The organism is Polaribacter butkevichii (assembly GCF_038024105.1).
Taxonomy (GTDB): domain Bacteria; phylum Bacteroidota; class Bacteroidia; order Flavobacteriales; family Flavobacteriaceae; genus Polaribacter; species Polaribacter butkevichii.
The window spans coordinates 1264540-1278207 of sequence record NZ_CP150661.1; the positions used below are offsets into that span (position 1 = coordinate 1264540).

The window sequence follows — 13668 nt, forward strand, 5'->3', positions numbered from 1 at the left end:
TTTACTCTTCATTAGCCCAATTCAACCTATCTTGTTGGTTGTATTGCCAAGGAGCACCGTTATTTTCGATGTTGGTCATCATCATATTTAACTCTTGTGGTGCTGCACTTTCTTCCATCACCAAATATCTTCTCATATCCATAATAATAGATAATGGATCTATATTTACAGGACATTCTTCTACACAGGCATTACAACTTGTACATGCCCAAAGTTCTTCTGGAGAAATATAATCGTTTAGTAATTGTTTTCCATCATCAACAAAAGTTCCTTTATTAGCATCGATATTTCTACCAACTTCCTCTAAACGATCACGCGTATCCATCATGATTTTTCTTGGTGACAATTCTTTTCCTGTTAAATTTGCAGGACAAGACGATGTACATCTACCACACTCTGTACATGTATAGGCATTCATTAACTGAACCCAATTTAAATCTGTAACATCTGAGGCACCGAATTTTTCTGGAATTGCTTCTTCTTCTCCTTCTGGTGGCGCTGCATAAGGATCTGCATCTGGATCCATCATTAGCTTTACCTCATTAGTAACCGATTCTAAATTTGTAAATTGTCCTTTAGGTTTTAAATTTGCATAATACGTATTTGGAAACGCTAATAAAATATGTAAATGTTTAGAATAATATAAATAGTTTAAGAAAACTAAGATTCCTAAAATATGAATCCACCAAGCACTTCTTTCAATCGTATGAATAGTTTCTAAAGAAAAACCATCAAACAAAGGAGTTATAAATTGACTGATAGGGTTACCAATTGCTGCTTGCTGAAAATGAAAATCTGTTGCATTCATTACCAAAAACAGGGTCATTAAAACCATTTCAAAATAAAGAATATTATTACCATCCTTTTTAGGCCAACCCTTCATCTCTTTAGTCAAAAAACGTTTTATGTTAGAGATGTTTCTACGTAACCAAAAAACAACAACAGCTATAAAAACTAAGGCTGCTAATATTTCGAAAAAACCAATTAAAAATCCATAAAAACCATCACCTAAAAAACCTCTAAAAACTCTATGAGTGCCAAAAAGTCCATCAATAATGATTTCTAAAACTTCTATATTAATAATGATAAAACCAACATAAACAATAATATGAAGCACCCCAGAAAGTGGTCTTTTTACCATTTTAGATTGCCCTAACGCAATCTTTATCATATTTTTTAAACGTTCTGGTTTATTATCTGTTCTGTTAACATCTTTACCTAATTTAATGTTTCTAGATAATTTGCGAATATTCATCACAAAAAAACCGACTCCTAGAACAAGAGCCAAGGCAAAAAGTATGTTTGGTAAATATTGCATATCAGGTAAATTATATATAAAATTATTTATTAGCTTCTTTCTCTACTTCACCATCTTTATGAGGTGTATAGGGTTTTGCTTTCTTTCCAAATAATGAAAAGTGAACAAATCTTTTTGGGTTTAATTTCATTTCTCTTAATAAGTTTTCCAACTCTTTAGACATCGATGTTAAATTGTTATACATAGCATCGTCTGTAACTAATTTACCAATTGTTCCCTTACCAGAGTGTATTCCTTCTAACATTAAATTTACAGAATTTAAGGTAACTTCTGCTTTATTTAATATTCCGCCAATATTTGCATTTGCCAAAGTATCAGAAACTTTTGCAAAATTAGCTGTAATTACTTTTGTGTTTTTAACACTTTCTGTTAAATCTGTAGATGTAGATGCAATCATACCATTTACAGAAAACATCATTTTTTTTACTTCTGCTAAAGTATGTTCAAGACTTTTAACTGAATTTTTTAAACTGTTTTGAGTGTTTAAATCTAAAACATTGTTAACGTTTTTAAACAAAGTGTCTGCACTAATAATTACATGCTCTAATTTTGCCTGAAGCGGATCTAAACGCTCTCCTATAGAAGTGAATAAACTAGACTCAATTTGCCCCTTAAGGTAATCTCCCGATACGGCATCTTCTCCTTCATAATTAGGTATAATTGCTAAATTAGAACCTCCTAAAGGACTTGGAGAATATATTTTTACAATACTCTTTTTAGAGAATTTAAAATCTTTTTCTATAGCAAAACGAACTACTAATTGCCCTTTTTTATCTTCTGCTTTGTTAAACCCAATATCTATAACTTTACCTACTTTTAGTCCGTTAATTGTTACTAGGCTAGACTCTGTTAACCCACCAATATTGGTATATTCTACTTTAAAATAACGCGTATTTGTATCAAACAAGTTTTGCCCTTTTAAAAAATTATAGCCCCATATAAATATGGCTATAATGACAATTGCTACAATTCCTGTTTTTAATTCTTTAGACATCCATAAAAATTTAACAACAATATTACTAATAATTTTTGGTAGAAACCACCAAAACTACTGCATTTTAATAGCTTCTTGAACAGATATTTTTTCTCCATTCATAAATGCCACAATAAAAGCAGATCTATATCCTTTAGATTTAGCAACCTTTAACGATTGCTTTACATTTTTATAATTAGAAGTATTTCCAAAATAATATTTATAAAAATTCCCTATAGAAACTCTCTCAACATCTTTTAAGCCTTTAAAATTGTATGATTTAGTTGCTATTTTATTTTTTCCAGAAGCAATTTGCACTTTATACTCTACATTTCCTACTATCTCTTTACCTTCTACTACATTATTAATAACTGTATTTAACTTTAAATTACTAATATAATTTAACACAGCATCTGAAATAGCATTCCCCATTTGCTCTTGCCCTTTTTTAGAATTTAAGAACCTACCTTCTGTTTTATTGGTTAAAAAACCTAGTTCTACCAAAACACTTGGCATAATGGTTTCTCTTAAAACCTGAAAATTATCTTGCTTTACCTTACGATCGTGCCTTTTTAATTTAAAGACAAAATTATTCTGTATTAGGCTAGCCATGGCCAAACTTCTATCTAAATTTTCTTCTTGCAATAAAGATAACCCAATAACAGATTCTGCCGAATTAGAATCAAACCCCACATATTTATCTTTGTAATTATCCTCTAAAAAAATGGCTGCATTTTCTCTTTTTGCAATTTCTAAGTTTTTTTTATTACCTCTTAACCCCAGAACAAAGGTTCCTGCTCCGTAGGCATTTGATGTATGAGAATCGCAATGTATCGATATAAATAAGTCTGCTTTTGCATGATTAGCGATGTCTCCCCTTTTCCACAAATCAATAAAAACATCTTTATTACGGGTGTAAATTACTTTTATATCTTTCTTTTTAGATAAGTTTTTACCAATATTTAAGGCAACTTTTAATGCTATATTCTTTTCTTTATAACCATTTCCTAGATTACCAGGATCTTTTCCTCCATGGCCTGCATCAATAACTATGACGTATTTTTTCTGAGCAAACACCGTTGATGAATTCATCAAAAAGGAGAATGCAAAGAAAAAAAATAAAAGATTTCTTACTTTGATATTAATTTTGTTGTTTTGTTTAAAATGCATCAATAAAATTTAACTAATTTTGGCTTCTTAAATTTGGTGTTCCAAATATTGAGCCATACTTTTACCTTTATACAAAAATAGCATTTAAAGCATTGCAAACAAACCTATCATACATTCTTTTATTTTGCTCTATATTTTTTATAGAAATAGGCTTTTCACAAGACCTTAAATCTAAGAACACAACGGCACTTTCTGTAGCTAAGAAAGACTCTATCTTTAAAAGCACAAAAGACTCTTTAGCCTTAAAAAAAGCGGATACAATTGCATTAGATTCTTTAAAACCTAAAGAAACTATAGAAGATCTTATTGTACACGTAGCTAAAGACTACACCATACAAGACGCAAAGAACAAAAAAGTTACACTTTATAACGAAGCGAATATTACGTATACAGACATCGATTTAAAAGCAGGAATAATAATAGTAGATTATAAAAAGAACACCGTTTTTGCTAAAGGAATTATAGATAGTACAGGGTACACACAGCGCCCCGTTTTTAAACAAGGTAGTCAAGAATCTGAACAAGATTCTATTATCTATAATTTAAAAAGTAAAAGAGCATTAATTTACGGTTTAAAAACCAAACAAGGAGAAATGTTTACCTATGGTGAAAAAACCAAACGTGTAAACGACTCTACTATTTACATTAGAAACATCCGTTTTACAACATCAGAAAAAAAAGTACCCGATTATTATATTGCTACAGACAAAGCAAAACTTGTTCCTGGAAAAAAGATTATTGTTGGTACAAGTAATTTAGTTTTGGCAGACATACCCACACCTATCTTTTTACCATTTGCCTATTTTCCGATAACGGAAACAAGTGTATCTGGTTTTTTAATTCCGGCTTTTGATACAGGTAGTAGTGATAGAGGTATCGGTTTTCAAAACGGTGGTTATTACTTTGCTATAAGTGATTATATGGATTTAACTGTTTTAGGTGATGCTTACTCTAATGGAAGTTGGGGAACCAGAATAAGCTCTAACTACAGAAAAAGATATCGTTTTAGTGGTTCTTTTAGTTTCAATTTTGAAAATAATATTAACGGAATTAGAGGTTTTGATAATTATAGCAAAGCCAATAATTTTAATATTAGATGGTCTCATAGTCAAGATGCAAAAGCGAGTCCTAATTCTAGATTTACAGCTTCTGTAAACCTAGGTAGTAGTAAGTTCTTTAGAGAATCACAAAATCAATATAATGTTTCTCAGACACAAACAAATACATTTAATTCATCTATAAACTATAGTAAAACATTTGTTGGTACACCTTTTAACATGAACCTTACGGCAAGTCATCAACAAAACACCAATACAGAACAAATTACGATGACTTTACCATCGCTAACTGTAAATATGAACAGGGTATATCCGTTTGCAGGAAAAGGTGGTGTACAAAAAACGCCTATTCAAAAAATGGGTTTTAATTACACCATGCAAGGTCAGTATTTAATTAACACCAATGATGATGAGTTTTTTACTGCTAAAATGTTTGAAACAGCAAGATCTGGTGTACAACATAAAACAGGAACCAGCACAAACATAAAAGCATTTAAATACTTTACTTTATCACCAAGTGCAAATTATGAAGAAACGTGGCAATTTGATTATATTCAAAAAAAATACGACATTACAGACAATGTTGTAGTAACCGATACTCTTAGAGGTTTTAAAAGTTATAGAGAATACAATGCTGGTATTAGTTTATCTACAAATATTTATGGTACCTTCAATTTTAAGAAAGGACGTTTAAAAACAATTAGACATACTTTTAGGCCTTCTATTTCTTATTCATACAGACCCGATTTTAAAGATAAATACATTCAGCAAGTACAACAAAGTGCAGATGCTACCGATTTATTAGACTACACCGTTTATGACCAAGGTATCTACGGAGCTCCATCATCAGGACTAAGTAATTCTATAGGAATTTCGTTAAACAACGTAATTGAAGCCAAAGTAGCACCTAAAGACCCAGATAGTGATGAAGAGGATGAAAAAATTACCATTTTAAATAATTTAAACTTTAGTAGTTCTTATAATATTGCTGCGGATAGTTTACGATGGTCTCCTGTTAGTTTTTCTGCAGGAACACGATTGTTTAAAGATAAATTATCTGTTAATTTAAGTGGTTCTATGGATCCTTATAAAGTAAACAGTAAAGGAATAAGAATTAATGAATACAATGCAAACATACTGCGCTTAACCAATGCAAGTTTAACCGCAAATTATTCTATTTCTAGTGCTGATTTTGATAAAGACAAGAAAGACAAACAAAACAACAACGCAAACAACACTCCTGATGTTATTGGAGCAGATATAAACCCAACGGATCGATTTGGAGAACAAAAAGGCATTAATACTGAAGAGAAAGATAAAAACAAAGAAGCAAAACTATATAGAGCAGACATACCTTGGTCTATAAATTTGGCATATTCTACAAGTTATACCAATAACGGTATAGATGGTGGAAATATAGGTATACACAGTATTATGTTTAGCGGTAATCTAGAGTTATCTCCTAAATGGAAAATGGGGTATTCTTCTGGATACGATGTTAAAGGAGGTGCATTTACGTTTTCTAGATTTAATTTTACAAGAGATTTAGATAGCTGGCAATTTAATTTTAACTGGGTTCCTTTTGGTACAAATTCTTCTTACACCTTCTTTATAGGGGTAAAATCTTCTGTATTATCAGATTTAAAATGGGATAAAAACAAACCAGCAGACAGAAGGTTATTCTAGTTAGCAGTTAGCAGTTAGCAGTTAGCAGTTAGCAGTTAGCAGTTAGCAGTTAGCAGTTAGCAGTTAGCAAAAATGAAAACTTTGAAACTTTGAAACTTTAAAAAAATGAAAAAAATAATAACAACTACAAAAGCACCAGCTCCAATAGGCCCATATAACCAAGCGGCATTAAGCGGAAACACTTTATATACTTCTGGCCAAATAGCTATTAACCCTAATACAGGAAAACTTGTTTTAGACTCTATTAAAGAAGAAACAACACAAGTTATGGAAAATTTAAAAGAAGTTTTAGCTGCTGCTGATATGACTTTTGAAAACGTAATTAAAACATCTATATTTATTTCTGATATGAATAATTTTGGAGAAATAAACGAGGTTTACGGAAACTATTTTAATGAAGAAACGGCTCCGGCAAGAGAAACTGTGGAAGTAGCTAACTTACCTAAATTTGTAAATGTAGAAATTAGCGCTATTGCTGTAAAATAATATTCAGTATTCAGTATTCAGTATTCAGTATTCAGTATTCAGTATTCAGTATTCAAAACTAAAAAAACCTGATAGAAATTAATCTATCAGGTTTTTTATTGAATTTATTTTTGAGTTCTTATAAAGAAGCTGCATATTCAATTAAATCAACTATTTTAGTTGAGTATCCTATTTCGTTATCATACCAAGAAACAACTTTTACAAAGTTATCATTTAATGCGATACCTGCTTTTGCATCAAAGATAGAAGTACGAGTATCTCCAACAAAGTCTTGAGAAACTACCATATCTTCAGTGTATCCTAAAACACCTTTCATAGCTCCACTTTCAGAAGCAGCTTTCATTGCAGCACAAATTTCTGCATAAGTAGCTGGTTTTTCTAATTTAACTGTTAAATCAACAACAGAAACATCCATAGTTGGAATTCTGAAAGCCATACCAGTTAATTTTCCATCTAAAGCAGGAATTACTTTTCCAACAGCTTTTGCAGCTCCTGTAGAAGAAGGTATTACGTTACCAATTGCAGAACGTCCACCTCTCCAGTCTTTCATAGAAGGACCATCAACAGTTTTTTGAGTTGCAGTTGCAGCGTGTACAGTTGTCATTAATCCTTCTGAAATACCCCAGTTATCGTTTAATACTTTAGCGATAGGAGATAAACAGTTAGTAGTACAAGATGCGTTAGAAAAAATCTTTTGATCTGCTTTTAACTCAGTATTATTTACACCCATTACAAACATTGGTGTATGATCTTTAGAAGGTGCAGATAAAACTACTTTTTTAGCTCCTGCTTCTAAGTGTTTTCCTGCAGTTTCTTCTGTTAAGAAAAATCCTGTAGATTCAATTACATATTCTGCTTCAACTTCATCCCACTTTAAGTTAGCTGGATCTCTTTCTGCTGTAATTCTAATTTCGTTACCGTTTACAATTAATTTACCGTCTTTTACATCAACAGTTCCATCAAATTTACCATGAACTGAATCGTATTTTAACATGTAAGCTAAATAATCTACATCTAATAAATCATTAATTGCTACTACTTGTACGTCTTTTCTATTTACTGTAGATCTGAATGCTAATCTTCCAATTCTTCCAAACCCGTTAATTCCTATTTTAATCATTTTACTAATTTTTAATTAATTATTTTATGTTGTTATAATATCAGAAATTCTAAGTAACTCATAGTTTATTGAATGACCACCTGAAATTGCTTCTTTAATATCTGTACTTATTACTTTATTATCTTTTAAACCTACCATTAAATTGGTTTGACCGTCTAATAATAACTCTACTGCTTTTACACCTAATCTACTTGCTAAAACTCTATCAAAGCATGAAGGAGAACCACCTCTTTGCATATGCCCTAAGATACTAACTCTAACATCGTACTGAGGTAAATTTTCTTCTACATAAGAAGCTAATTCATACACGTTTCTACCAGATTTATCACCTTCTGCCACTACAACAATACTAGATGACTTACCTGCTCTTCTACTTTTTTCTAAAGATTCTAGTAATCTATCTAATCCTAAATCTTCTTCAGGTATTAAGATTTCTTCTGCTCCTGCTCCTACACCTGCATTTAAAGCAATAAAACCTGCATCACGCCCCATTACCTCTACAAAGAAAAGTCTGTTGTGTGAAGATGCTGTATCTCTAATCTTATCAATTGCTTCTACTGCTGTATTTAAAGCGGTATCATATCCTAATGTATGAGAAGTTCCAAAAATATCATTATCAATAGTTCCTGGAATACCAATTACCGGAAAACCAAATTCTTCATTAAACAATACTGCCCCAGTAAAAGAACCGTCTCCACCAATTACCACCATAGCATCTACCTCACGTTCCATTAAGTTCTCGTAAGCTTTTTGCCTGCCTTCTTTGGTTCTAAATCCTTTAGATCTTGCCGATTTTAAGATAGTACCTCCTTTGTTAATAATATTATGAACGCTTCTTGCATTTAAATCTACTAGATCGTCTTCAATTAAACCTTCATACCCTCTATATATACCTACACAACCTAAACTATAGTAAGCACAAGACCTAACTACGGCTCTAATTGCGGCGTTCATCCCCGGAGCGTCTCCTCCAGAAGTCATAACTGCTATTTTTGTAATTTTTTTCATATATTCTGATGTAAATTTACTGCTTTATAACCATTTAAAATAATAAAACTACGAAATCGTTTTAGGCTAATTCTCGCCATTATAAGTGAAAAGTAGCTGTTTTTTTTTAATCAATTTTAATAGTTTTCATTATTATTTTGTTAATTTTTTGAAACGCAAAATTAACCTTGGAAGCAAGAAAATTAAATGATAAAAATCACCTTTACTAATAAATAGATATTTTTTTAGTTTCCTTCAAAATTAATTAAATTTTCTCTTAATTTCTTTGCGGAATCTTTTTTAACAGGTGCTTTAGGTTTTCTTATTTTACCTTTTTTACCTCTTATTTTATTTAATAAGCCAGAAAGGGTGTTAAAGTTAACTTGATAAGAAAGCCCCACTCCTTGTGTGTAGCCATCTTCTTCTGTAGAATATTGTATTTCGTTTTGTCTGTTAAAAATAACTCCTCTAAAATTACCTTCTTTATTTAACAATACCTCTACTTTAACTTCTCCTACAACACTAGATTGAGTTTGTGTGCCAACAGGCACACCTACTTTACCATTAATAATTACTTTATCGCCTAATTGTGTACTTACAGAAACATCTACCTGATTATCTATATTAAGCCTATCTACATCACTCCCACTATACCCTTGTTGATAATCTACCCCTAATTGAAATTTACCATCAGGATTATTTAATAAACTAGAAAAAGCTGTAGAAACAGCACTAGAAGCTGTATTAGAAAAAGTTTCACTCGCACTAAAGTCTGCTTTATCTGGGTTTGCAAAATTACCTAAAGCAAGTAATGATATAAATTGAGTTGTTTTTTCGTTTACATTATTATCATTTAAAATAAACTCTAACTCACTTGCAATTGTTGGGTCTACGTTGGTTAATTGAATATCTAAATCTTGCTTAGAACTAAACAAACCTCCTGTTATTCTGGTTACCAAGTCTACTTCAATTTTTCTATTAGAATTAAAATTCTGTAATAAAACACCTGGGTTTGCTTTTGCTTTGTAAATTGCAGTAACATCTAAATTAGCTTCATAAGGGTTTCCGTTCCAAGAAACGGTGCCTCCTTTTTGTATTAAAAATGGTTTATTTACAATACCTCCGTATTTAAAATCGTAAACTCCACTGTCAATCGTATAATCGCCAAACATATTAAATTTACCACGGGTATTTATTTCTATTCGAAGGTTTCCTTTACCTGAACCGGTTAACTGACTCCCGTTTATCTCATCGATAACAACCTGTGCTGTGGCGTCTTTTGTTACATCTAAGTCTATATTTAAAGACAGTCCTTTAATGGCTTCTAAAGCAACTTCTTTTTGATTCTTTTTAACTTCTGAATCTTTAGATTTAAAATGAATTAAACTATAACTATCTACGGTTTCTACATCTTTTAAAGGAACTACAAAACTAGTTCCCGCCATTGTTTTAGCATTAATATCTATAGTTAGTTGGTCTGTTAAACCTGTAATATTAGCAACACCATCTATAAAAGCGGTACCATAGTACAATGCTTCATCTGTATTTTCGGTATCTAAGACCAATAAATTATTACTTTCTATTTCAATATTTAAAAACCATTTCTTAAAATTTAAATGGGTTATATCTCCAATAAGCCGCCCTCTACTTTTGTGTTTGGTATCTATTAATGAAACTCCTTCAAAGATAAAAGATTGTTCTTGCAAACTAATAATAGATTCTCCTTCAAAATCATAATCTACATTTAAATACGGAAACTTTAAACCAGCATCTTTTAGGGTAAGTGTCCCTTCCATTTCTGGATTTCCTAAAAAACCTCTTAAAGAAAAATCGCCACTTGCCACTCCTCTTATAGAGGATAAAACGTCTTGGCCTAATGGACTAAAAGCATCAAGACCAAATTCCTCTAAATAAACCTCTAAATCAATCAAAGGTCTTTTTTCTGAAAAATCTAAAGAACCTGTTGCAGCAATACTTTTTACTTTTTCATTATTTATAGACAAATCAACATTATACTTTTCGTAAGAATTATCTCCTTTTACATTTAAAGATAAATCTCCTTGTTTAAAGTTATTTACTTGAAAATCTTTAATAGAAAGCAATGCTTCCGGACTATATACGCCTTTGTTTTGTACAAAATCTAAGTGCCCAGAAAGTTTTCCTTTTAAAGACAAACTATCTATTTTAGGTAAAAAACTTTGCAGTTTTACTTTTGTAAAATCAGCTAAAAGTATTTTTTCTGAATCTCCTTTTAAAGTTCCTGAAAATTCTATTTTTTGTTCGCCTGAGGTTAATTTAAACTGACTAAAATTAAAATCATTTTCTTTTATATTAAACGTAACTTTGTTTTTATTTAACTCATTAGGATTAATTTCCCACGTGTTTTCTTTAAATATAAATGACGATTTTTCAAAACCAACCACAGATTTCCCTTCGGGATTAAAGGTATAAAAGAAATCAAGGTTAAAATTTTCATTTTTCTTTACTCCTCCTTTAAACACCGATTTAAAATACAAAGTATCATTCTGGTTTAAACTTAAGAGGTTTAACTTAGAAACATCATAATATTTTGTATGTACTTCAGAGGCTGTTAAATGCGAATTATAAAGCGGGTTTTGATTATCTGTCCTTAACAAAAGATCTTTTACTTCATTACCATAAGCTTCAATTTTTGGAGATGAAACAGTTAATCTCAATTGATTTTTATCTGCCTTTATTTTTCCTTTGATTTTTGTATTATCATCTATAGAAATATCAGGAAAAAATACAGTTACAATTTGATTGTATATGGTAAAATTAAAATCTAAAAATTGATTAGGAGCTACCTTATAAGGTGTATAATTTGTATAAATACTACCCAAAGCATTTTGCGACACAGGTAACAGTTCTGAAAAAGAAAACTTACCAGAAAGATACCCTTTTGCAATATCTTTAGAAGATACTTCTATGGTTTTAATACTATCTTTTAAAGATGATGTTACATTAAATTCTTTAAAATTATACTCTTCTGATTGATTGGTGTATAAAACATTTTTAAACGTAGCTTTACCCGTTATATCATCAAACGTATTACCTTCTACATCTAACGCTATATCTCCTTTTAAAACAGCAATACTATCTCTGGTAAAAAGGTTTGTTTCTTTTAAATTTAAATATTCAATATTAGATTTAAAATCGAACTTATTTACCTCTGTAGATAAATCTGCCAACCCATTAAATTTCATTTTAAAATTAACATCATCAATTTTTAAATCTCCATCAAATTTATTGTTTTGGTATTGCCCATTTGCCTCAATATTTTTATAGGTATAGTTTTTAAAATTGAGTTCAGAAACTGTACCTATAAAAGAAGTATTAATATTTTCTAGCTTAAATCCACTTCCTTCTACATCTCCTTTTAAAGAAGCTTCTCCAAACAAAGGATCGTTAAACAATTCGCCAACATTAAACTTATTTAATGCAATTTTACCGCTATAAGCAGCGTAATCAATATCATCTATATTAGAGATCTGTAAATCAGAAACTACCGCACCTATTTCCGAATTTAAATCTAGGTTCGCTTTTATTTCCTTTGGGGTAACATCAACCGTTCCTTTTATTGTAAACTTACCAAATTTTATAAATTCCGAAGGCAACGTCTTTCCTAAAACATTTGGCAAAACACTTTTTAAATCTTTATAAGTAGCTGTTAAATCTCTTAAATCACCTCTAAAGACAAACCCTTTTTCAAAGTTAACAGCATTTACAAAATCTAAATCACCAATTACTTTAATTCCTTTTCTAGAAGTTAACCAAAGTTTATTTAAAGAAAAATTATTTAATTTACCTTTTAAATTTCCAGAAAAGTATATATCATCATTACCACTTAACTCATTGTAATATTTTTTTAAGTCTTGCACAGAAACTTTACTTTTAACAAAGGATGCTGTTATATTTACTTTATTATTAAAATCTATTAAATCTTCTCTTTTGTAAGTAAAATCTATATTTGCCTTAATTTCTGATTCTCTTGTTTGTAGCGTTGTATTTACAAAATGCATTGCTGTTTTAGAATACGAAAAATCGGTAGTAAGGTTTGTAATATCTAATCCTCTGTTATCTTTTAAATAGAGGCCTCTAATTTTTGATGAAAAATCAGGTCCGTAAACTAACATATCTTGCAAATTTCCACCTACGTTTGATGCAGAAAATAAAATAGGACTTTTACGATTATCATCAATCAATTTATAGTTTAAATCACTAACATAAACATTAGAAGATTTTAATATAAACTTTGGCGCCAAAGAGTCTTTAGGAGAACCATCATCAAAGCCATCTATAAAAACAGACATACTATCATCTTTTTCTCCTTTATATGTTTTCATATAAACATACCCTCCATCTAAAGAAATACTACCTAAATTAACTTGACTTTCTAAAACTTTTTTTGCATTTAAAATAGAAGTACTTAATTTTTTTACAAAGATTAAAGTATCTTGGTGATGATCTCTAATTTCTACTCCTTTTAACTGTACATTTCCTAAAAAAGATAGATCTATTTTTTCTATAGAAATATTAGTATTAAAATCTTCATTTAATTTTTTAGTAGCGTAATTTCCTAATTTTGTTTGAATAGCTGGTATAGAAAGTAAAATAATAACAAATAGCAAAAAGAGTACAAAGTACTTAAGCCATTTTAGTAATATTTTTCCAACTTTTTTGATAATGATTTTTATTTAAAATGAATGTAACAAAGATGATATAAACGAATCAAAAACACTGCCAATTATTACAAAGAACGTGCAATTTTAACAAAGAATTAAATTTCTATTCTTAAAAAAGGACGACAACCTAAAATTATCCTTAATTTTGCTTTAAATTAACCTTTTTA

General features: G+C 30.2%; 8 protein-coding genes. 2 read left to right on the forward strand and 6 right to left on the reverse strand.

Features of this window, described 5'->3' with window-relative positions; all coding sequences use genetic code 11:
* Window position 1: 1 nt before the first annotated feature.
* Genes WG951_RS05195 through WG951_RS05205 form a run of 3 tightly spaced genes read right to left on the reverse strand, consistent with a single transcriptional unit; the run spans window position 2 to window position 3461 of the window.
* Window positions 2-1318, reverse strand: coding sequence for a (Fe-S)-binding protein (locus WG951_RS05195; protein ID WP_105049130.1), 1317 nt, complete (start codon window positions 1316-1318; stop codon window positions 2-4).
* A gap of 22 nt (window positions 1319-1340) precedes the next feature.
* Window positions 1341-2312, reverse strand: coding sequence for an MlaD family protein (locus tag WG951_RS05200; RefSeq protein ID WP_105049131.1), 972 nt, complete (start codon window positions 2310-2312; stop codon window positions 1341-1343).
* A 54-nt stretch (window positions 2313-2366) separates the two neighbouring features.
* Window positions 2367-3461, reverse strand: a complete 1095-nt coding sequence (locus WG951_RS05205) for an N-acetylmuramoyl-L-alanine amidase family protein (protein ID WP_105049132.1) — start codon at window positions 3459-3461, stop codon at window positions 2367-2369.
* A gap of 92 nt (window positions 3462-3553) precedes the next feature.
* On the opposite strand from WG951_RS05205, the gene WG951_RS05210 reads away from it, so the two are divergent.
* On the forward strand, window positions 3554-6205 hold the full coding sequence (locus WG951_RS05210) for a putative LPS assembly protein LptD (RefSeq protein ID WP_211296714.1): 2652 nt from the start codon (window positions 3554-3556) through the stop codon (window positions 6203-6205).
* 105 nt (window positions 6206-6310) lie between these two features.
* Complete coding sequence (locus tag WG951_RS05215) at window positions 6311-6691, forward strand: RidA family protein (protein ID WP_105049133.1); 381 nt, start codon at window positions 6311-6313, stop codon at window positions 6689-6691.
* A gap of 118 nt (window positions 6692-6809) precedes the next feature.
* Here WG951_RS05215 and gap read toward each other — a convergent pair whose 3' ends face one another.
* From gap to WG951_RS05230, 3 genes are all read right to left on the reverse strand, one after another.
* Window positions 6810-7811: a type I glyceraldehyde-3-phosphate dehydrogenase gene (gene gap / locus WG951_RS05220; protein ID WP_105049134.1), complete on the reverse strand. Its 1002-nt coding sequence runs from the start codon at window positions 7809-7811 to the stop codon at window positions 6810-6812.
* A 24-nt stretch (window positions 7812-7835) separates the two neighbouring features.
* Window positions 7836-8819 carry a 6-phosphofructokinase gene (gene pfkA / locus WG951_RS05225; RefSeq protein ID WP_105049135.1) on the reverse strand — a complete coding sequence of 328 codons (984 nt, stop codon included), beginning with the start codon at window positions 8817-8819 and terminating at the stop codon, window positions 7836-7838.
* A 224-nt stretch (window positions 8820-9043) separates the two neighbouring features.
* The gene (locus WG951_RS05230) at window positions 9044-13447 is read right to left on the reverse strand and encodes a translocation/assembly module TamB domain-containing protein (RefSeq protein WP_105049136.1); all 4404 of its coding nucleotides are present in this window, start codon (window positions 13445-13447) and stop codon (window positions 9044-9046) included.
* Window positions 13448-13668 lie beyond the last annotated feature (221 nt).

Bases quoted from the DNA above. Each gene is read 5' to 3' on its own strand.
- pfkA (WP_105049135.1), bottom strand. From the start codon at position 8,819: ATGAAAAAAATTACAAAAATAGCAGTTATGACTTCTGGAGGAGACGCT.
- gap (WP_105049134.1), bottom strand. From the start codon at position 7,811: ATGATTAAAATAGGAATTAACGGGTTTGGAAGAATTGGAAGATTAGCA.
- WG951_RS05195 (WP_105049130.1), bottom strand. From the start codon at position 1,318: ATGCAATATTTACCAAACATACTTTTTGCCTTGGCTCTTGTTCTAGGA.
- WG951_RS05205 (WP_105049132.1), bottom strand. From the start codon at position 3,461: ATGCATTTTAAACAAAACAACAAAATTAATATCAAAGTAAGAAATCTT.
- WG951_RS05215 (WP_105049133.1), top strand. From the start codon at position 6,311: ATGAAAAAAATAATAACAACTACAAAAGCACCAGCTCCAATAGGCCCA.
- WG951_RS05200 (WP_105049131.1), bottom strand. From the start codon at position 2,312: ATGTCTAAAGAATTAAAAACAGGAATTGTAGCAATTGTCATTATAGCC.